The organism is Tunturiibacter empetritectus (assembly GCF_013410875.1).
Taxonomy (GTDB): Bacteria; Acidobacteriota; Terriglobia; order Terriglobales; family Acidobacteriaceae; genus Edaphobacter; species Edaphobacter empetritectus.
Window position 1 is genome coordinate 1,118,398 of sequence record NZ_JACCCU010000001.1, and the last position, 18,727, is coordinate 1,137,124.

Annotated in this window: 21 protein-coding genes and 1 tRNA gene; 6 read left to right on the plus strand and 16 right to left on the minus strand. The window is 55.9% G+C overall.

Going from position 1 to position 18,727, the window contains the following annotated elements; genetic code table 11:
- Positions 1 to 19 precede the first annotated feature (19 nt).
- Positions 20 to 394, plus strand: coding sequence for a DUF779 domain-containing protein (locus HDF08_RS04690; protein ID WP_179637411.1), 375 nt, complete (start codon positions 20 to 22; stop codon positions 392 to 394).
- Positions 395 to 625: 231 nt separating this feature from the next.
- On the opposite strand, the gene HDF08_RS04695 is transcribed toward HDF08_RS04690, so the two are convergent.
- The 3 genes from HDF08_RS04695 to HDF08_RS04705 form a co-directional block, all read right to left on the minus strand.
- The gene (locus HDF08_RS04695) at positions 626 to 862 is read right to left on the minus strand and encodes an anti-sigma factor family protein (protein ID WP_179637412.1); all 237 of its coding nucleotides are present in this window, start codon (positions 860 to 862) and stop codon (positions 626 to 628) included.
- The gene (locus HDF08_RS04700; protein ID WP_179637413.1) at positions 859 to 1,485 is read right to left on the minus strand and encodes a sigma-70 family RNA polymerase sigma factor; all 627 of its coding nucleotides are present in this window, start codon (positions 1,483 to 1,485) and stop codon (positions 859 to 861) included. Before HDF08_RS04700 ends, HDF08_RS04695 begins: the two co-directional genes overlap by 4 nt.
- A gap of 235 nt (positions 1,486 to 1,720) precedes the next feature.
- Complete coding sequence (locus tag HDF08_RS04705; protein WP_179637414.1) at positions 1,721 to 2,359, minus strand: PEP-CTERM sorting domain-containing protein; 639 nt, start codon at positions 2,357 to 2,359, stop codon at positions 1,721 to 1,723.
- A gap of 323 nt (positions 2,360 to 2,682) precedes the next feature.
- Here HDF08_RS04705 and HDF08_RS04710 point away from each other — a divergent pair, with 323 nt between their 5' ends.
- On the plus strand, positions 2,683 to 5,142 hold the full coding sequence (locus HDF08_RS04710; protein ID WP_373563121.1) for a transglycosylase SLT domain-containing protein: 2,460 nt from the start codon (positions 2,683 to 2,685) through the stop codon (positions 5,140 to 5,142).
- Between the two features lie 214 nt (positions 5,143 to 5,356).
- Positions 5,357 to 5,620, plus strand: a complete 264-nt coding sequence (locus HDF08_RS04715; RefSeq protein ID WP_179637415.1) for a hypothetical protein — start codon at positions 5,357 to 5,359, stop codon at positions 5,618 to 5,620.
- A 154-nt stretch (positions 5,621 to 5,774) separates the two neighbouring features.
- Here HDF08_RS04715 and HDF08_RS04720 read toward each other — a convergent pair whose 3' ends face one another.
- Positions 5,775 to 7,031: an ABC transporter permease gene (locus tag HDF08_RS04720; protein ID WP_179637416.1), complete on the minus strand. Its 1,257-nt coding sequence runs from the start codon at positions 7,029 to 7,031 to the stop codon at positions 5,775 to 5,777.
- A 2-nt stretch (positions 7,032 to 7,033) separates the two neighbouring features.
- On the minus strand, positions 7,034 to 8,269 hold the full coding sequence (locus tag HDF08_RS04725) for an ABC transporter permease (RefSeq protein WP_257030869.1): 1,236 nt from the start codon (positions 8,267 to 8,269) through the stop codon (positions 7,034 to 7,036).
- A gap of 148 nt (positions 8,270 to 8,417) precedes the next feature.
- Between HDF08_RS04725 and HDF08_RS04730 the strand changes: the two genes are divergently transcribed.
- A tRNA-Leu gene (locus HDF08_RS04730) sits at positions 8,418 to 8,507 on the plus strand.
- A gap of 21 nt (positions 8,508 to 8,528) precedes the next feature.
- Here HDF08_RS04730 and HDF08_RS04735 read toward each other — a convergent pair.
- From HDF08_RS04735 to HDF08_RS04785, 11 genes are all read right to left on the minus strand, one after another.
- Positions 8,529 to 9,584 (minus strand): tyrosine-type recombinase/integrase, encoded by a 1,056-nt coding sequence (locus HDF08_RS04735; protein ID WP_373563169.1) that lies wholly within the window; start codon positions 9,582 to 9,584, stop codon positions 8,529 to 8,531.
- Positions 9,585 to 9,727: 143 nt separating this feature from the next.
- Entirely contained in the window at positions 9,728 to 9,946 is a 219-nt protein-coding gene (locus HDF08_RS04740; RefSeq protein WP_179637419.1) for a hypothetical protein, read from the minus strand.
- 41 nt (positions 9,947 to 9,987) lie between these two features.
- Positions 9,988 to 10,206, minus strand: coding sequence for a helix-turn-helix domain-containing protein (locus HDF08_RS22095; protein WP_179637420.1), 219 nt, complete (start codon positions 10,204 to 10,206; stop codon positions 9,988 to 9,990).
- A 312-nt stretch (positions 10,207 to 10,518) separates the two neighbouring features.
- Positions 10,519 to 10,995 carry a hypothetical protein gene (locus tag HDF08_RS04750; protein ID WP_179637421.1) on the minus strand — a complete coding sequence of 159 codons (477 nt, stop codon included), beginning with the start codon at positions 10,993 to 10,995 and terminating at the stop codon, positions 10,519 to 10,521.
- On the minus strand, positions 10,995 to 11,303 hold the full coding sequence (locus HDF08_RS04755; RefSeq protein WP_179637422.1) for a helix-turn-helix domain-containing protein: 309 nt from the start codon (positions 11,301 to 11,303) through the stop codon (positions 10,995 to 10,997). The genes HDF08_RS04750 and HDF08_RS04755 overlap by 1 nt, the downstream gene beginning before the upstream one ends.
- A gap of 434 nt (positions 11,304 to 11,737) precedes the next feature.
- Positions 11,738 to 13,036 carry a hypothetical protein gene (locus HDF08_RS04760; RefSeq protein ID WP_179637423.1) on the minus strand — a complete coding sequence of 433 codons (1,299 nt, stop codon included), beginning with the start codon at positions 13,034 to 13,036 and terminating at the stop codon, positions 11,738 to 11,740.
- Between the two features lie 245 nt (positions 13,037 to 13,281).
- Complete coding sequence (locus tag HDF08_RS04765; protein ID WP_179637424.1) at positions 13,282 to 14,064, minus strand: SOS response-associated peptidase; 783 nt, start codon at positions 14,062 to 14,064, stop codon at positions 13,282 to 13,284.
- Positions 14,064 to 14,903: a non-homologous end joining protein Ku gene (gene ku / locus HDF08_RS04770; RefSeq protein ID WP_179637425.1), complete on the minus strand. Its 840-nt coding sequence runs from the start codon at positions 14,901 to 14,903 to the stop codon at positions 14,064 to 14,066. The genes HDF08_RS04765 and ku overlap by 1 nt, the downstream gene beginning before the upstream one ends.
- Before the next feature lie 62 nt (positions 14,904 to 14,965).
- Positions 14,966 to 15,439 carry a hypothetical protein gene (locus tag HDF08_RS04775; protein ID WP_179637426.1) on the minus strand — a complete coding sequence of 158 codons (474 nt, stop codon included), beginning with the start codon at positions 15,437 to 15,439 and terminating at the stop codon, positions 14,966 to 14,968.
- 32 nt (positions 15,440 to 15,471) lie between these two features.
- Complete coding sequence (locus tag HDF08_RS04780) at positions 15,472 to 15,678, minus strand: hypothetical protein (RefSeq protein ID WP_179637427.1); 207 nt, start codon at positions 15,676 to 15,678, stop codon at positions 15,472 to 15,474.
- Between the two features lie 334 nt (positions 15,679 to 16,012).
- A complete protein-coding gene (locus tag HDF08_RS04785) occupies positions 16,013 to 16,228 on the minus strand; it encodes a hypothetical protein (RefSeq protein ID WP_179637428.1) in 216 nt (71 codons plus the stop codon).
- A gap of 209 nt (positions 16,229 to 16,437) precedes the next feature.
- On the opposite strand from HDF08_RS04785, the gene HDF08_RS04790 reads away from it, so the two are divergent.
- Both HDF08_RS04790 and HDF08_RS04795 read left to right on the plus strand, forming a co-directional pair.
- Entirely contained in the window at positions 16,438 to 17,211 is a 774-nt protein-coding gene (locus tag HDF08_RS04790; RefSeq protein WP_179637429.1) for an ATPase domain-containing protein, read from the plus strand.
- The gene (locus HDF08_RS04795) at positions 17,208 to 18,698 is read left to right on the plus strand and encodes a DNA polymerase Y family protein (protein ID WP_179637430.1); all 1,491 of its coding nucleotides are present in this window, start codon (positions 17,208 to 17,210) and stop codon (positions 18,696 to 18,698) included. Before HDF08_RS04790 ends, HDF08_RS04795 begins: the two co-directional genes overlap by 4 nt.
- Positions 18,699 to 18,727: the final 29 nt, after the last annotated feature.

Below are 18,727 nucleotides of genomic sequence, written 5' to 3' on the forward strand. Positions count from 1 at the left end.
GCAGGACATGGGGTTAAAGATGGGTTTACCGGAACAGGTTGTGACGACGCCTGCTGCTGAGGAGTTGATGGGCAGGTTGTCGAACAAACATGGGGAGCTGATGTTTCATCAGTCGGGAGGTTGCTGTGACGGCAGCTCCCCCATGTGCTATCCGCGGGGGGAGTTTTTAGTGGGAGATGGCGATGTGCTGCTGGCGACGCTGGGGGAGACTCCGTTTTATATGAGCGGCAGCCAGTTCGAATACTGGAAGCACACGCAGCTGATTTTAGATGTGGTGCCGGGACGCGGGGGGATGTTTTCGCTGGAGAACGGAGAAGGGGTACGGTTTCTGATCCGGTCGAGGGTGTTCACGGATGTGGAGATTGGTGCTCTTAGAGCGGCGGGGCGGATTTAGTGGGTGGTTGGGACGCTCAGGCTGATTGTTTGATGTGGGTGAAGCGAACAGCAGATTCCTCCGCTACGCTGCGGAATGACAACAAAAAGGAGGAGCGCTGCACCAACAGGCAAATTGCTCTAAGAGAGAGGTGTGCCACTTCGGAAGAATGCGGGGATTCTTCGCTGCGCTCAGAATGACGGATGTCTAACGGGATTATCTTTGGCGAGGATGACGGATGTTTTAATGGGGCTATCTTTTGGCGAGGCACTTGGCCATGATGGCGGAGTGAAGGCGTTCGCGCAGTCCGGGAGAGACCTCGTAGATCTCGTTACCCTTGTAGACCTCGATGGTCTGGTGGGTGGTGTTGAGAACGACGCGGCAGTGCTGGCAGCCAGCGGTGTGTTCGCTGATCTCCTCGCGAAGCTCGGTAGTGAGCTGGTCGTCGAAGTAGTCGGAAAGATGGCTCAATAGGTCCGTGCAGTTCATGCTGGCTGGCCCTCCTGCTTCTGCCGGAAGTATCGGCTGAGACGTTCGCGCAGTTGAAGCCGCGCACGCAACAATCTTGATTTCACCGCGGGGACGCTCAAGCCGAGTGCCTCCGCAGTCTCTTCCGTGGAGAGATTTTCAACGTCGCGGAGAGTGAAGACGGTGCGGAATCCTGGGGGGAGACCCTGAATGGTCTTGCGGAGAATGTCGGCGAGCTCAGCCTGGTTGTACTGCTGCTCGGGGTTTGGCCGCCACTCGGCAAAATCGCGAGGAATAGATCCTTCTTCGGTCCGAACGTCTTCGTCCATGGAGACGGTCTTGCTGGTTTTGCGCTTGCGCAGCCGCATGAGGCTCTCATTGACCGCGATGCGGACGAGCCACGTCGAGAACTTGGAGTTTCCCTGGAACTGCTCCAGCTTCTCGTAGGCCTTGAGGAATGCGTCTTGCGTGATGTCTTCGGCGTCTTCACGGTTTTGAGTAATATGCTGCGCTACCCGGAAGATCTGGCGCTCGTACTGACGAACCAGTTGCTCGAATGCTGCGGTATCCCCCGCCTTTGCGCGCGCTACAAGCGCTACGTCGGGGTGTACCTCTTCCGTGGCTGGGGATTGGATGGCGGGCATGAGTGAAAAGGTGCGGAAAACAGGTACTGAAATCGTCCGGTTGAAGGAGGGCTGAGATCAGTATCTACAACATAGTAAATGTCGGTGAGGCAGAGAGCAAAGTTATGGATTGGAAGAGATCTGCGGAGAGGAATTTTTGTTGCCGGAAGAGGCGGTTCCCGAAGCGAGGTTCCCGGAGAACACGGCTTGACGGATCATGCTCGATGGTGTTGCCGAACGTCGATGGCGAAGGGACTTAGCCGCGGGCGAACTTTCGCCGGAGGGCGCTGGCTGCTGCGACCAGGCCGGTGCCGAAGAGGATGATGGTGCTTGGCTCGGGAGTGGGTGCGGTGGTGAAGTTAGTGACGATGAAGCTGTCGTCGTTGTAGTCGAGGTCGGAGAGGGTGAGCGGCTTGAGGCCTGTGGCTCCGAGATCCTCCATCCCGATATAGATGCCTGCAGGAATACCGCCTACTCCGCCGGAGGAGGCGGTGGAGTAGGCGTGGTTGTAGCCGTCGTCGTTGTAGTTTGCGGGTGAGGCTGTGCCGAAGTAGTCGACTGAGCTAAAGTATTGGTCGGTTGTGACGTCGTCAAAGACGAAGATGAGGGAGTCACCGGCTTTGACAGATAGTGAGACAGAGGATCCGCCGGCGGAGGTGTGGTTGTCGAGAGAGGGGACGGTGCGTGTGCCGGAGGTCTTGTCCCAGAGGATGATCTTGTCGTCGTTGCTGGCGCTGGAAGAGTAGAAGTAGGCGGTTACTATCCCGTTGCCGGTTGCTGTAAACGATTGGTCCGGAGCTAGTTGCCCGACGTTTGCGTAGGGGATAGGGTCGGCGAGGAGAGGGATGCAAGCGAGGGCAAGGAGAGAGGCAAGGGCGTGCAGGCTTAAGCGCATAGTATTCCTCGTACTTCCTCAGAGGCAATCTGGAGACTCTTTCTGGAGGGAGAGAATGCATTCGCGGGACAACATGAGTGAGATATGCGTACGCACTTACCTGCATATTGCAGTCTTCTTCGTCTATTCGGCCTTGAGGGGAAGATCTTTACTCTTCTCGTGAAAAAAGACCGGCAACTAGTAATCTCAGGAGCGCTCGGCGCCGATAAAAGGGCAGGAGGCGCAGGTCGGACGCATCCTATGAAGTAACTGGAGTGGTATCTGGGGTGGTTCGCGGTCGATTGGTGCTGCGGAGCCGGAGCGGCTCAGCTTAGAGTGGAGATGTGGGTTGGAGAAACAAGGGAACGATGGTGACCATCGGCGGTAAGGTCTGGTTGGCGGTGGTTGCCGCTGCTTCGATTGGGATGAGCGTGCCGTGTTCTGCGGGCTACACGGTCGGGCAGGCACAGGCCACAACACCGGCGACGGCGCAATCTAAACCGCAGTCTAAGAAGGCGCCGAAGACACCGCCCAAGTCCGGGACATCCTCTGCAGGCGCAGGGAAGGCCTCGGGATCGAAGACGAAGGGGGCGAGCGGGAAGGCGAGGGCGGGGGCATCTGGCAAGACGTCGGGCAGTAAGACGACGGGGAAGAAGGGTACTGCGAGCCGGAAGCGCCACGTGGTCTCGCGGAAGCCAACGGCGCAGACGATTCGGTTGACGAGCGCGTTCAAGGCTTCGGAGCTGCTTCGTCCGATGGCGCAGCAGTTGGCGGCGACTCGGTCGGCAGCGGCTTATAGCGGGGTAGAGGCTTATGCGCGGCAGCATCCAGGAGAGGGCGCGGCTGCGGCTTACCTGGCGCTGGGGCATGCTGCGATGCTGGATCATCGGTATGACGATGCGGTGGGCAGCTATCGACAGGCGAATGTGAGCGGCACGGCGCTGGATGACTACGCGGATTGCCTAGGGGCGCAGGCGGCGATACAGGGTGGGCATGGGGCGGATGCGTATGGGTTACTGGATCGGTTCGCGGAACGGCATCCTGAGAGCATCTTCGACGCGAGTGCGCCGGTGTTGCTGGCGAATGCTCATCTGCAACAAAATGATCCGCAGGGCGCGCTGAAGGTTTTGGTGCCGCTGGTGGATTCGGCGCAGGCGTCGCATGTCGACTTTCGTTATGCGTTGGCGCGGGCTTACCAGGCCTCGGGTGACACGGCACATGCGGCTTCCATTTACAGCAGAATTTATGCTGGGTTTCCTTTGAGCGTTGAGGCTTCCCAGGCGCGTACGCAGTTGCAGGCGATGAATACGCCTCCTACTGCTGCAGAACGTAAGGTTCACGCGGACCAACTGTTCAACGCGAAGCGATACGCGGAGGCTGGAGAGGAGTATCACTCGATCGAGCGGGATGGTTCGGGTTTGAGCGTGGCGGACCATGATGCGCTGTTGATCTATGCCGCGGCATCCGATATGAGGTTGAAGAAAATCAGCCGGCGAGAGGTGGAGAAGCTGCCGGATACAAAAGACGATAGTGCGGCTCTGAAGTTGTATCTGCTGGCTGAGTTGTCGCGTAATGAGAATGATCAAAGCGCGCATGACGCTTTGATCGCGCAGATGGTGAGAGATTTTCCGACGAGCCGGTGGCTGGAGGAGGCGCTGTATTCAGGCGGAAATATGTATCTGCTGAAGCATGATGCGCAGCAGGCGACCTATCACTATGCGCTGCTGGTGAAGTTGTTTCCGAAGAGTTTATATGCGCCTTCGGCACACTGGCGGGCGGCGTGGATGAACTATCGGCAGCATAACTATGCTGAGGCGGCGCGGTTGATGGAGGAGCAGATCCAGATGTTTGGCGGGGGGATCGAAATTCCTGGGGCTCTCTACTGGCGCGGGCGAATTTATGAGGATGAAGAAAAGAACTTCGGGCAGGCTGCGAACTACTATCGTGCGCTGAGTGGCTCGTATATCAACTCGTACTATGCAGGGCTGGCAAGGCAACGGTTGAATGTGCTGAAGGCGCAGACGGCGAGTGTCGCTCCGGCCGCGGCTTTGAGCGCGGTGCATGTGCCGGTGGTTCCGGAGTTGACTGGGGAGTTGCCGGAGAACGAGCCTCATCTGATCAAGGCGCGGCTGCTGGCGAATGCGGCGCTGAATGAATATATCGGGCCGGAGATTCAGGCGAGCGAAACCTCGAGCGAATGGGGCGCTCTGGCCCAGGCGGAGATCTACTCGTCGTATGGGGAGACGACGCGGGCGATTCAATCGATGAAGCATAGCGGGATCTCCTTTTTTTCGCTGCCGCTGGATGAGGTTCCGACGGTGTATTGGAAGCTTCTGTTTCCGCAGCCTTACTGGGCAGATCTGACGGCGAGCTCTCGGAAGAACGGTCTGGATCCCTTCCTGGTGGCGTCGCTGATTCGGCAGGAGTCGGAGTTCAATGCAGGTGTAGTGAGTCATGCAAACGCCTGGGGGCTGATGCAACTGCTGCCTTCGGTGGGGAAGGCGGCGGCGAAGAAGCAGGGGATCAAACACTTCGATGCGAATATGCTGTTGAACCCGGCGACAAACCTACAGTTGGGCACACTGAACCTGCGCGAGGTGATGGACAGGTTCGGCGGACAGGCTGAGTATGCGCTGGCTGCTTACAACGCAGGGGACGTGCCGGTGCGGCAATGGATGGAGGTCGGAGACTACAAGGATATCGCCGAGTTCGTCGAGTCGATTCCTTACAGTGAGACGCGGGAGTATGTGCAGGCGATTCTGCGCAACCGTGAGATCTATCGCGCTCTGTATGCGGTGCAGTAGGGCGGCGAACCACGCTGTCTTCTTTTCTTATTATTGTGCAAAATGCGGGATTGACAGGAGCGGGAATTCCGTTATTCTGTGCACCAGAAGTAGTGCACAGGACGACATGACATAAAGTCATCCAGGAGGTCTCTTCCGCAGCGTGACAATTCGGTATTGGCGCTAGAACGCGTGAGTCGTGAATCGCAGACAACCGTTGGGAGAAGAGGCAAGCATGGTAGCGGAATTGAACCTACTTGAAGTGTGGATCCCGGAGCAGATGCAGCCGGGCACGTTGTTTCTGCTGGAGCAAGCGGGCGAGCTGGGTAAGGCGGATAACCCTTACTGGGCGGTGCTGGCGTGTCCGTCGTGCGGATCGCTGGGGCTGATTACGAAGCAGCAGTGCGCTGGGCTGGAGGCTATGATCTGTGGGGCTTTGGACTGCTCGGCAGAGTATTTTCTTGAGGATCAGGCGATTCGGTATCGGCTGGCTAGTTAGGGCGTGTGTCCTGCTGGACGGGCCCACTTCGCTTGCCCCCACGAACGAAAATTTGTTCGGGGGGACCCCGATTCGCGCGGTCACTTCGTGACTCCTCTACCTTGTTACGGCGGAGTGAACGGTGCTGGTCCTCCCGTTGGTCGTGAGGACCGGGCTATTCGTGGCGGAGGGCAACAACGGGGTCCATGCGCGAGGCTCGTACTGCGGGGAGGAGTCCGGAGATGACACCTACAGAGGCGAGGATCCCGAACGAGACGAGCATGATGGTTGGGGAGGCGCGGAGGAGGATGTCGCCCTCGTGGTTGGCTGTCTTGTAGATGTCGGAGTAGAGCGGCATCGGCGGAATAAGGTAGGCGACGACGACGGCCACGATCATTCCGACGATGCCTGCCAGGAAGGTCAGGGTCAGGCTTTCGAGGAGAAACTGCGTGAGGATGTCTTTGCGGCGTGCTCCTAGAGCTTTGAGCAGGCCGATCTCGCGGGTGCGCTCGGTGACCGAGACGAGCATGATGTTCATGACGCCGACTCCGCCGACGCCAAGGGTCATGGCGCCGATGATACCGAGGAGAAGGTCGAGCGCGGTGCTGAACTGCATGATCTCGGCTGAGTCGGCGACTGTGTCCCAACTGGGGACGGCCTTGTCATCCTTGGGATCGAAATGATGTCGCTGGGCGAGCACGGCGCGAACGGCCTGGAGTGCCTTGAGATGGAGCTCGGGTGCGCTGGGCTGGAAGACGATGCTGTCTGGGTCGCGCTGATTGCGGAGTAGGCGCATCATGTCGAAGGGGATGAAAGCGTTTTCATTGTCGGGGCCGTTGTTGGAGGAGTCCTGGATTTTGTTTTTTAGAACGCCGATCACTTGAAAGACGTGGCCTTCGATCTGGACCGACTCGCCGACGGGAGGGTAGCCGTTGAAAAGCTTTTGTGCGGCGTGCGGGCCGAAGATGACGACCTGGCGATGATCGGTGAAGTCGGCTGCTTCGAAGTAGCGGCCTTGATCGACGTTGAGCCGGCGCATTCCTCCGTAGGGGAAGTCGACTGCTTTGCTCTGGATGTTGACGACCTTGGAGCCGTACTTGAAGCTGAAGCCGTCGTCGGTCTCAGAGCTGACTGCTTTGAGGAAGGGAACCGCGTCGCGTACTGCTTCGGTGTCGCCATCGAGGAACTTTACTTTTTTACCGGATCGTTCGCCGCCAGCCTGCATGCTGGTTTGACCGCCCCACACCATGATGACGTTGTCGCCGAGGCCCATGAAGCCGTTGAGTACGCCTTCGCCGAGGCTCTTGCCATAGCTCAGCAGAAGAACGACGGTTACAAGTCCCCAGATGATCCCGAGCATGGTGAGGCCAGAGCGCAGCCGGTTGCGGAGGAGCGAGTCCAGGCTCTGGCGGATGATTTCAAGAAGGCTCATCTCTACTCTGTCCTCAGGCATTCCATGGGGCTAAGATTAGCGGCGCGAAGAGCAGGGTACATTCCTGCGAAGACAGTGATGGCTGCCAGGGTGGTGAGCGATGCGGCAATGGCCATTGGAGAGATTACTGGGTGCGGCACAAAGTCGGGAAGTGGGGCATAACGCATAACGACGCAGACTCCGACTCCAAGTGCCAGACCGCCGAGTCCGCTGACCAGGGTGATGATTGCGGACTCGACGAGGAATTGGCGTTTGATATCGATGGCAGTGGCGCCGAGGGCTTTGCGAACGCCGATCTCGCGAGTGCGTTCGGTGACTGCGACCAGCATAATGTTCATGACGCCGATACCACCGAGGGCGAGTGTCAGCAGCGCTACTGCGCCGAAGAAAAATGTCATGACGCTGAAGATGCGTTCGGTAAACTTCGAGCCTTCGAGGGTATCCCATATCCAGAGAGCTTCTTTGTCGTTGGGATCGTAGTGGTGACGTTCTGCGATGATTCGCGATACCTGGTCCAGGGCTCTTTCGTGCATGCCGGGGGATACGGGCTCGACGACGATGTTGTTGACGTATCCGCGGATGACGCCGGGACCTTCGGTTGGCGGGAAGTCGCGGGCCATGGCCGAATAGGTTGTGAAGAGTTGTGTGTTGTCGGGGCCGCTGCCGTAGCTGCCATTCTGCTTCTTTTTTGCAAGCACACCGATGACGGTATATTCATAACCGCTAACCATCAACGGCTGTCCGATGACTGGCTTGCCAGGGAAGAGCTGCCGATTTGCTTCGGCACCAAGTAGAATGACGCGTGCCCCTTCGGTTTCGTCTTGCGCGGTCATGAGCCGTCCCTGTTCAACGGTGAGGGAGCGGAATCGTTGATACTCCGGCCATACGCCACGCACGGGCCGGTTTGCTGCATTCCACTGGCTGACCTCGGCGACGCTGCGGCGGAGTTCGGGGCTTACGGTCTTTACCAGAGACGCTTGTTGCTGGATCGCGATGGCGTCATCGACGGTGAGATGAATGTCTCGGCCTGCGGCGTATCCTCCCGCCTGGGCACCGGTCTTGCCGCCAAAGATGATTGCGATGTCGGTGCCAATCGTGCGGAGATGCTCCTTTTGATCCACGTTGAAGCCGATGCCAAGGCCAACGAGCAGGATCACCGACGTGATGCCCCAGACGATGCCGAACATTGTAAGAAAGCTGCGGAGCTTGGTGTCCCAGAGAGCAGACAAGGTTTGCATCAGGATTTCGTGGAGAGGCATGGAGTAACCGACCCGGGATAGGATGCAAACTCTTTGCAGATACGCAAAGATGCCAACGGAGGTTCCCTGGCGGGAGATCTTTCGGGAATGCGTTAAGATGATGAAGGCGGGTCATAATCTCTCGCAAGCCCGGATGGTGAAATCGGCAGACACAGCGGACTTAAAATCCGCAGACCCTTATCAGGTCGTGGGGGTTCAAGTCCCCCTCCGGGCACCAAAAAGCCTTGAATTTATTGCTTTAGTTGACGCTCTTGGGTGTAGCGTCAATTTGGTCCGCTTGTGCAGCGTGACCAATTTCGTGACTTATCTGTGATTCTTGCTGGTTGATTTGAAGCTTCTGCATTGCATCTACGATGTCGCCTCGGCTCACAATCGCATATCGCTCAAAGACGCTGCGAGTGCGCCAGCCGCCGATCTTCATAATTACCGTTTCCGATATTCCAGCACGGCGGAGGTTCCGTGCGGCAGTCCGGCGGAGGTCATGAAAGATCAGACCGGTGTACTTCGTTCGCTTGCCTGAGCATTTCTGGCAGGGTGCGCCAGTTTGCACGGGCGTCGCACAGTCAACGCAAATGAATTGTCCAACGCCCGCGGCGGTGCAAGCCTTTTCCCAAGCGTCGCGAAGGGTGCGGACGGGGATCCCATTCGGTCGCGTGAATACGGCATCCTCCGCGCCCTTGCCTTCCACACAAGCACCAAGCAAGAGATACAGCGCATCGGTCATGAATACTTCTCGTCCGTCGTTGTTTTTGGTTGTGCCTGGGTCTAGGCGAATGACGCGCTGCATAAGGTCTACCTGCTTAACCTTCATACTGAGCAATTCAGAGATTCGCCAGCCATAGGTGCGACCACATTCAACGATGGTGCGAAACCATAGCTCCTGGCCCTCAACCAGCTTGCGATATTGGCTATCTTCCAAGAAGCCCTTGCGGACGTTGTTCTCGCGAAGGTGAGGGAAGTGGGGCATACGTAAGACTTTCGCGGGCGTTGATTGCTGGCCAAGACGAAACATCCGCTTGAGCGCGGCAACCTCGCGATTGATGGTCGCGTTCTTTGCCCCTTCGTGCTGTCGCTGATCGACGTAGCGGGAGATTAGATCGCTCGATACGTCTATGGCCTTCCTAGCGCCAAAGAACGGCTCTAAGTGTAGATTCCAGCGGGCCGTCGCGTCGTCAATGCTCTTGCGCTCGTTGATGCGATACTCGCGCAGAAAATCTTCTGCAAGTTCCGCCACTTTGATCTTCTCCGCCTGTGGCCCGATGAATGTTCCCGTGGTGATTTCGGATAGCCGCACTTTCAAGATCCTCTCCGCTTTCCGTTTGTCGGTGGTCTGTGAGGACTCCCGGTACGGTTTGCCATGCCGAGAGTATTTGAGCCAATACACCGCTGAGTCGGGCCGCTGATAGATGCTTCCTGTTCCCTTGGGTCGTCTTGTGGTCATGCTTTTCCGCCTTTCAGTTTGTGCTGGTTCTGTTTCGCGATACGCGCTTGGACTGCTTTGCGCGCTATCTCTGAGCGTTTGGCCGCGCTCAACTTACTTGCGCGGGCCTTCGCCCCTTGCTTGCCGATCTGCGAGAGTTGAGTGTCAGAAAGGTTTTTTGCCCTTGCCTGCCCACCCAACTTTCCGAGTGCTTGTGCTGCTTCGTTCTTTTTCATGTCTTCATCTTACCTAGCGTTAGGTTAGATGGCAATGAAAATCATAATGGCAGGCTGCGTTTGTGTTTCTCTACGTAGGAGTCGAGATCGTGACAATCGAACAGGAATGGCGAACCTTCACCGTCCTGCACAACGGGCAAGCGTCCTTCCCAAATGAGGCGACGTAGTTTCCAAGGGCTTAGGCTCAAGTAATGGGCAGCGTCTTTGAGGCGGAGCAACCTTTGTCTAGGATTGATTTCGGGTTGATTTCGATAGGTCACGGTTTGGTCACACCCCTCCCCAAGTGATTGACTCTGTTGAAGATATACAGGGACGGCGGATATTGAATCCGTTGATTCTTCTTGAAGGTCGGGTGTTGAGCCTTTGACGGGCGCGCCATTTCGGAACGCCCGCCCCTTGGGATTGGTTGAGTTGTTTATCCCTCGACCCCGGCACGGGCCGAAGCTCGCATTCCTTTACTGACAGCGATCTGCTGTAAGTGTCTCTGGCAAGGATGCTTCTCTTAGCCTTGCCTTGATGGATGATTTGGTTGATTAGTTGATCCCTTGCAGCGGGAGAGACGCACGCCTGGTTCATCGCTCACCCCTCCCGCTCTCCCACCGCACCACTCCCCGAATGACGCTATAAGCGCCCTCCGCTGTCACGGTCGCCTGTTTGAATGTCTTAGTGGTATCTGCCACCGTCACTGAGGCAAAGCGCTTGGTGAATACCTTCGGCGAAAGTCTGTCCTTGCGGGAGGGTGGGGCATCGTTCGCCCTCACCCATTCCAGCCAGTAATTCTTTCGTCGCGTCGCGTTCGGCTTTTCACCGTTGCCTAAGTTGAGAAACCATGTGAGCCGTGCAAGGACAGTTGTTAGATCTGACCTCAACACATCCACCTGGACAGCGCAGACCCACCGCTTGAATTGACCGTCATGGTAGATCGAAGCGGTGCGGGTATAACCCGGATACTCCCCCGGTGTAATGCGTGGCTGATACTTCCATTCGATCTCAGGTTCGGCCCGGCGCTGCTTTATTGCGCCTACCTGTTTTTTCGGGAACGCATCCATTAGCGCGCCTCCATTTCGGGGTCGAATTTGAGAACGTACCGCGAGCGGATTGCACCGTTATCCCGGTCCAACTCGTTCTCAACTTCGAAACCTCGTGAACGGATTTCATTGAAGCGCGCACCATGTTGGGCGATCCCAGCTTGCATGATCGCCGGAAGCTCTAGCGCACGATTCTGCGAACGCGCTTCCCTGAGCATCGTTATCAAAACGTCAGCCTGGGTCGGCTTGCCGTTTCGCTTGCGCTGCGTCTTCGGGAAGAGGGTTTGCTGGTGGGGAGTGGCGGGGTGATTCTGCCATAGACCGCTCATCGATCACCTCCGGACAGAGAAAGGGAGAGTTGCGAAAGAGGCTTGTCTATCTGTCGCAGATCAAGCGCGAGGCCATAAAGTTGTTCTTGGTGATAGTGGTCTGGGATGGTGGAACTGGCGACGCTGAGATGATATTCAGCCCGGTTTAGGAGGGAGGCGGCGCGCGCAATATGTCTTCTTGCGTTACGTTCGGGAGTATGTTCAACTCGTTGCATAGAACTCCATGGGCGGTACCCGCATTTCCTTGACCGGAGCGAGTATCGCTTTCTTGTTTCTATGATCGAGTGTTTGCCAAGAAGGAAGAAGGGTGCTGATTAACAGAGTTGAAACGGCAAGTGTTTCTGATTCGCGCGATGCGAAGGAGCTATCGGCAACGGAAAATTTCCGAAAGAAGAATCGAAGTGGAGAGTAACTGGAGAGTGGAGAGTGCCGATTTACCGTCCCTCCATCAATCCTTGTTTCCTGAGGTCTCCTCGAACTTTGCTAATTGCTACCTCTATTTTGCGTCTTCGAGAAGCGTCTCTGTACGCGTTGACAAATTGCCGCTCGCCGGGTCTTCCATTGCTCCAAGTCTTGGGCATTTCTACGGCACCATCAGCATCGAGACCACGGCAAATATTGAGGTCACTTGCGTCGGGGTTCTTAGTGAGTTGAATGAGGATTGCTCGCTTGATTTCAGAGCGATATGTATTCAGCAAAGGACGGACAACAGCTTCCGACCGCTCTGAAGGCCGAGAGAGGGCCGATTCAGGGGTGTCTCGAGCAATCAATTCCGTGCAGAACATCGCTGACAGGTCGGAAATCCTTTCCGTAAACAGATGCTGCGCTGTGTTTCTATGCCCCTCAAAATCCTCATATCCAGTAGGGAGCCACGCCAAGTCTCTGCTTTTGTCCAGCTTTTCCCGTTGCATCCATTCTCGAACGCGGCTAAGCCAGTATGTAATCGCATTCTCGCTGGTGGCGTAACCAAGCTTACGTGCGGCGATTGTCGCTAGCTGCTCAAATTCCACCCGGCAAGCTGGATTTCCCACAACTCTCCATTCCTCAGTGACAGAGCCCGAGCGCGATTCCGTCGCAGTGAACAACGCTGAAACCTTGTCTTGCGTTGGTGCCTTGGACTGGATATTACGGAACCGTGTTTCCAATTCCTTCCAACCAAAAACTGCGCTGATTTGCGCGGGAACGGGCGCTGCTGGTGTGCGGTCCTTCCGTAACTCTTGCACTTGGGTCGGTTGCCACTCATGCTCATAATCGCGGGCGGCAATTTCGAGCTTCGTATTCCATTTAGCTCGGGTTTTGTCCATCTCTCGCTTCATGTGACCGCAGATCATCGAGAGGTCATAGAAAGCGCTTGTGCGTTTCTGGCAAAGCTCTAATTCGGACTTGAAGCAGCCTTCTCGAACCGAAAACATAGGTTGAAGGCAGCACTCGAAAACGGCACGGAAGAAGACTCGGGATTTTGTGCGACCTTGGATATCCCAAATCTCGCAACTGGTCTGATAAGCCCACTGTGCGCGCTTGTTCGCATCCGCGATCTCCATCTCAACCAAGGTGGAACCGACATAGCCCGCGTTCCGACGTTTGCGGCCTTCAGCGAAGACCGCGTTCCACGAGCTCAAATGCCCTTCCGCCCATTCAGACGCAAAAAGCGAAAGTCTTAGGGTGTAGTCCTTTTGTATGAAATCCCATGCCTGGGTAGAGGTTTGCGGTACTACGCGAGTACTAGAAAGCATTGGTCGTCACCCTTCCGTGACCTTCCCATTTCGCGAAGCACTCGGAAGGCGGGACGGGAAGGCGTCCCACCTTGTCACCGCTGAGGATCAGTCAGCCGCTATCCGGTAGCTGCATTCTAACCAATGCGTTGCAGAAAGGTCGCGAGTGAGCTGGCAAGTCCTTCAGCCCCACATCGCGGCTGTAGCGAATGTCCAATCGTTACAGCTTTATTTGACGTTCTTGAAATAGATCCGACCCTACCGCGCTACGCACTATTTAACATCTCTGGCCCATTATTTCGCACGTTCCCAACGAGTCGGTTGGCGGGTGTCATACGCATCCCATTTGACTCATACGGACGCAAGAGATCAATCGGAGGGCGGGACTCATCATAGTCATTCAACCAGCGTTCGTAGTCACGCGGATGCAGGATTACAGGCATTCGGTTGTGGATTGGGTCAGTCAGTTCGTTGGCTTCTGTTGTCACGATGGAGAAAGTATCGAGGGCAGGGTGCGAGCTTCCTTTCCTCGGTCGCCATTCCGAAAACAAACCCGCTAAGGCGTAGGGAGCGCCGTCAGGCATCTCGAATTTGTAGACGGGACGCGATCCTGCTTTCGGTTTGGAAGCTTTCTTGGAAACCACTGTCATCTCACCAAACAGCCCATGTTCTCCCGGTTCGATAGGTGGCGGCTGAGGCAGACTTGGACGCTGAAGCCACTCATAGAATCCATCCAGCGGGACCAAACAGCGAGTGTGACGGAATGGCCCTCGCCATATAGGTTTGTCGAGAATCGATTCCGATCGCGCATTCGTCGTCGAAAAGATCTTGAAGCTGTCGGGATCCGCAATCTTGTCGGGTACAAGCCCCCACCGCATCATCGTTATCTCCCTCTCGCCGGTCTCGCGATCGGTTCGAATCACAGGCTGAAAGGTCGACGGGGCTATGTTGTAATCCGGCGGAAGCTTGAAGCCAGGCGGAAGCTTACCGACTTTGAAGGCTTCTGTGATGCTCTGCTTGTCCGACCGGCGATAATATCGCCCGCACATCAGACTGCTACCGTCTTTCGGCGTGAGGTTTTCTTAGAGACACTTGTCTTAGGCTTGCTTTCGGCCAAGCTGTTTCTGAGTGCGTCCATGATGTTTACGACCTTGTTCTTGGCGGGTGTCGGCTCTGGCTCAGGCAGCGGTCTGCCTTTCCGTTTTGCTTCGACGAGCTTCTTTACTGCTGCTTCGTAGTCGTTCTGATACGCGGATAAGTCGAATTTCGACAAACTTTTGGCAATCAGTTGTTTTGCAAGGGATAACTCATCAGAATCGACGGAAGCTTCCTTTACACCAGAAAGTGATGATTTTGGATCACGCAACTCGTCCGCGTATCGAAGCATGTAAAGCATCAGTCCCTTTTGTTTGGGATCGAGCGGCGCTCCTATAGCGACCAGATGTTCACGGCCACTGAATGCAATCTCTCCGATGCCCAAGGTATCAGTTTGATCAAGCGCTTTGCGCATGATACTCAACGCCTTTGCCTGAACTTCATCCTTCGGTGCGACGAAGTAGGGGCGATCATAGAGGGCTGATGAGATTTCATCGGCTTTTACGAACTGCTTAATTTGCATTGTGGTCGCGGTTGGAAGGCGGAGAGCCTTTAGCTCATCCGGATCGATCTCGATGTATTTATCTTTTGCGTATTCGAAGCCTTTGACGATGTCTGCTTTCTCAACCTCGCCGCTCTCATCGACGTTCTGATGGTGGACACGCTTATGCGTTTTGCGATCAATTTGGTGAAATTCCACCTGTCGTCCGGGGTTGGTGGCTGGAAAGATATTGACCGAAATGGAAACAAGCGAAATCTGAATAGATCCGGACCACGTGGGACGAGTTGGCATCACATCTCCTAATGAAAATACTGTGAAGGATATGATGCAGCGGGTTCGGCCTGAGTGACGCATTAGTCTTCCATCACGTCTTCTATCTGCTCCACCGCAGACTGCCAACTGACATGCGCTTCGTTACTTAGGGTCTCAAGGGCATCGATGGCTGCCTTCGATGCCCTCTCAGTCTTCAGATACTTCTTAAGGATTTCTATGTCATCGTCGAGCCGTTGAAGGCTTTCTCGTTGAACGGTTGCAATCCGCTCTGAAATGGCAGACAGATCGCGTGCAGATTCTGGAGTCTTTGATTCAATGCGGTCTGTGAACTTGAGGGTAGAAACGTCTACGTGTAAGCGAGTCAGATAGGTTCCAGGGAATTCCAGATCAACATATCTGCCCTCGGAGCGAACACTTGTAATCTTCCATTCGGAATCAGATCGCTCAGGTATCACCCTGTCACCGACTTGGGGCATCGGAGGTGGTGTAGCCGGTGACTGCGGCTCCCCAAGTGGCAGTATTGGATGTTCAACCTTTTTACGCGCTCTCGCCATAGTGGTGACAGCGTAACAGACTGCACACTTTGTTATTCAGCGTATTTCTTTTGATCTATCTCAGACTTGCTTTTCAGGATCTGTTGGCGATGCTGCTCCTGCTCCCTTCGCATGGCTGCGTAATACTTAGGCTCAGTCGTTGACTCATCAGCCTCGTTGATCTTGTTCTCTAACGCATCAATTTCACGTTCTGACGAATGAATTTGGGCAATCGAGTCTGCGTGGTTCGGATCGGCCATAATGATCTCCCGTGAGTTATCACCTTTTAGGTGTTCTTGGTATTACCTGGATATCGCTTCACGACCATAGGACTGTCGCAATCTTTACACTTTCGATCCCGAATCTCTTCGGCAATATCGTTCACGATCTTCATCTGTGCTCTTACGCAATAGGAATGGTTCTGTGTTGGCCGTGGCTTCTCCGCTAAGCCCGCCTTCACTGCAAGCTTCTTTGGTACTTTCTTGACCGTCATGGTCATCTGGCACAGGATGAACCCCGGTCACGACTGGATCGCTTACCGTCACGGTGTCAGGTGGCATTGGATCTTGTGTGTCATCTAGTGGCATCGTCATCTCAGACCTCATTGCAGGAATCACAGTCCTCACTATGCTCGACCAGGGCCATGTAGCAAGCTTTGATGTCATTCATCCGATCTAAGGGTTCCTCGGTGGCTAGACGATTGACTCCTTCGCCACAGCTGATCAGATAAGCCTGAGCCAGCATCATCCCTTCCGGGCAGGCTGGCATCTCATCAAGTTTCCATAGCGCGAGTAGTGCTTTGCTATCCATTATCGAGTCCTGTGTTTTGACGTGAAGAACCCAACAATTCTGGCATAAATCCACTACGTTTTTCTGGCAGAGACAGAGTTGTGCACTTGATGCGGGGCAAATTTATTATCTCTTTACTTTTCATGGTGTTACAGCGAAATGCACGCCTCATAAGACGACAATAGGCTGGCGAAATGGGGCAGTTTGGGCGAATATAAGGCGAACATATTATGTCCGCCGCCCATGCAATCCGTCTTCAGATCGAAACCAAGCTAGCTCAGCGTGTGCCCGCTGCGCTGACGCTCAAGATTAAACATGCTTCGGAGGTATTCGCCACCGGTATCAGTGCAGTAGATGAGATCCTGGCCGGCGGTATTCCGCGAGGCTGCATCACTGAGGTCAACGGAGCAGCCTCGACCGGGAAGACTTCTTTTGCTCTATCGACTATCGCTTCCATAACGCAACTCGGCAACGCCTGTGCGTGGGTGGATGTGAGTGATGCGCTCTCCCCGGAAGCTGCCGCTGCGGCGGGCGTGGAGCTGAGGCGTTTGCTCTGGCTCCGTATGTCTGCCGAGCGTGGAAAGAAGGTGGTAGATAAGCCCTGGTCGCGGCTGGAGCAAGCCTTGAAAGCGACTGATCTGTTACTGCAAACGGGAGGCTTCGGGGCCATCGTGCTCGATATGAGCGATATGCTGGCTCAACACGCAAGACGCATTCCGTTAGCGACCTGGTATCGCTTCCGGCTGGCGGCAGAGCAGGCACGCACCTCGTTGATCTTTCTCACGCAGTCGCCTTGCGCTAGTAGTTGCGCGTCGTTGGCGCTCCGTTGCGAGCCGGGGGAGGCGATGCCATTCAGCAGCAATGGCGAAACGCCACTGTTTGAACGGCAACAATACCAACTAGTACGTGAGCGCAATCGCAATGAAGCTACACCTTTCATGCAGCGGAAGCCTGTGCAGCGGGTGAGTTGGCCAGCAGAGACACTTTGGTCAAGAGTGCGATGATGTATGCCGTTCTTCATCCACCGAACTTCTTCGCGCAGGCCGCGGCGTATCAGCGCCCCGAGTTGCGGAAGAGACCGTTTGTAGTGCTGGATGGAGAACCGCCAACCGATATGGTTTTCGCGGCCAACCATGCAGCGCGTTCTCAGGGTGTCGAGATCGGTATGACCCGGCTACAGGCCGAAACATTCTCGGAAATCACCGTACTCCGTCGTGTTATCGAACATGAGCATACGGCCCATACCACCCTTCACCATGTCGCATGCATGTTCTCGCCCCGTATCGAGTCGGTGCAAGAGCGGCCCGGCACGTATGCGCTGGACATTCGCGGCATGGATCTCCTGTACGGAGATGCGGCAGAGCTTGCGAACAAATTGCGACGAAGTGTGATGACGGCGGGCTTTCTTGCGAACATTGCCGTCGCCGAAAACGTCCACGCTGCGGTATCGCTTGCATGTGTCAAGACCGGCGTCTCCATTGTGCCGTCTGGCTGCGAGGCGCACGCGATCGGCCAACTCCCAGTCACGGCGCTCCACCTTTCGCCGGAGCATGAAGCGACCTTTGCGGCCTGGGGTATTCGCACATGCGCGGAATTGGCCGCGCTAACAGAGACAGATTTGATTGCGCGGCTCGGTCAAGCGGGAAAGAAGCTGCATTCCCTCGCATGCGGTACATGGCCGCACTTGATGTTCCCGATAGAACCGAGTTTCGAAGCCAGTCTGGTGGAGCGAATGGAACTGGATTTTCCGGTAGGGGAATTGGAACGTCTGTTGTTCCTACTCTCCCGCATGACGACGGAGTTACTGGAGCGTGTTCGCGGGAAGGCACGGGCCATCGCCGCGCTCCGGGTCGTGCTGTGTCTCGACGGCGGCGCACAGCATGAGCGCACCGTTCGTCCTGCATTGCCGTTGCAGGATACGGCGACACTGCTCAAGCTCCTCCAACTCGATCTGGAGACGCATCCTCCGAGTGCAGGGATTGTGGGTTTGGAACTGCACGCGCAATCTGCAACGCCATACCGAGCGCAGCATGGCCTTTTTCTGCCGCAAGTGCCGGAACCAGGACAACTCGAAGTAATGCTCGCGCGAATGCGAAAGCTCTTGGGAGAGCAGCGTGTCGGCTCACCGGAGTTGACCGACGATCATCGACCGAACGCCTTTCGCATGGTTCCCTTCGAGCCGCCGCCACCGCGTCGAAACGAGCGGCATTCAGTTTCGACGCCGGTGGCTCTGCGTGTCTCGCGTCCACCGCCCACGGTCGGCGTTGCACTTGCGAACCAGGCACCTGTGCGGGTCTTTTGGGACGGAACTGCCTATGTTGTCCGGGATGCTGCCGGTCCGGTACGCGTGAGCGGACAGTGGTGGTCCGAGGCCAACTGGTGCCGCGAAGAATGGGATGTACGGTTGGAGAACGGGACTATGGAGCGGCTCTGCCGCATTGCCTTCGATCCACGCTCTCGTTGCTGGTACTTGCAGGGGACATATGATTGACTATGTTGAACTGCATGCGCGGTCGGCTT

Bases quoted from the DNA above. Each gene is read 5' to 3' on its own strand.
- HDF08_RS04700 (WP_179637413.1), bottom strand. From the start codon at position 1,485: ATGCCCGCCATCCAATCCCCAGCCACGGAAGAGGTACACCCCGACGTA.
- HDF08_RS04765 (WP_179637424.1), bottom strand. From the start codon at position 14,064: ATGTGCGGGCGATATTATCGCCGGTCGGACAAGCAGAGCATCACAGAA.
- HDF08_RS04715 (WP_179637415.1), top strand. From the start codon at position 5,357: ATGGTAGCGGAATTGAACCTACTTGAAGTGTGGATCCCGGAGCAGATG.
- HDF08_RS04725 (WP_257030869.1), bottom strand. From the start codon at position 8,269: ATGCAAACCTTGTCTGCTCTCTGGGACACCAAGCTCCGCAGCTTTCTT.
- HDF08_RS04690 (WP_179637411.1), top strand. From the start codon at position 20: ATGGGTTTACCGGAACAGGTTGTGACGACGCCTGCTGCTGAGGAGTTG.
- HDF08_RS04755 (WP_179637422.1), bottom strand. From the start codon at position 11,303: ATGAGCGGTCTATGGCAGAATCACCCCGCCACTCCCCACCAGCAAACC.
- HDF08_RS04740 (WP_179637419.1), bottom strand. From the start codon at position 9,946: ATGAAAAAGAACGAAGCAGCACAAGCACTCGGAAAGTTGGGTGGGCAG.
- HDF08_RS04790 (WP_179637429.1), top strand. From the start codon at position 16,438: ATGTCCGCCGCCCATGCAATCCGTCTTCAGATCGAAACCAAGCTAGCT.
- HDF08_RS04780 (WP_179637427.1), bottom strand. From the start codon at position 15,678: ATGGCCGATCCGAACCACGCAGACTCGATTGCCCAAATTCATTCGTCA.
- ku (WP_179637425.1), bottom strand. From the start codon at position 14,903: ATGCCAACTCGTCCCACGTGGTCCGGATCTATTCAGATTTCGCTTGTT.
- HDF08_RS04750 (WP_179637421.1), bottom strand. From the start codon at position 10,995: ATGGATGCGTTCCCGAAAAAACAGGTAGGCGCAATAAAGCAGCGCCGG.
- HDF08_RS04720 (WP_179637416.1), bottom strand. From the start codon at position 7,031: ATGAGCCTTCTTGAAATCATCCGCCAGAGCCTGGACTCGCTCCTCCGC.
- HDF08_RS04795 (WP_179637430.1), top strand. From the start codon at position 17,208: ATGATGTATGCCGTTCTTCATCCACCGAACTTCTTCGCGCAGGCCGCG.
- HDF08_RS04760 (WP_179637423.1), bottom strand. From the start codon at position 13,036: ATGCTTTCTAGTACTCGCGTAGTACCGCAAACCTCTACCCAGGCATGG.
- HDF08_RS04775 (WP_179637426.1), bottom strand. From the start codon at position 15,439: ATGGCGAGAGCGCGTAAAAAGGTTGAACATCCAATACTGCCACTTGGG.
- HDF08_RS04705 (WP_179637414.1), bottom strand. From the start codon at position 2,359: ATGCGCTTAAGCCTGCACGCCCTTGCCTCTCTCCTTGCCCTCGCTTGC.
- HDF08_RS04785 (WP_179637428.1), bottom strand. From the start codon at position 16,228: ATGGATAGCAAAGCACTACTCGCGCTATGGAAACTTGATGAGATGCCA.
- HDF08_RS04695 (WP_179637412.1), bottom strand. From the start codon at position 862: ATGAACTGCACGGACCTATTGAGCCATCTTTCCGACTACTTCGACGAC.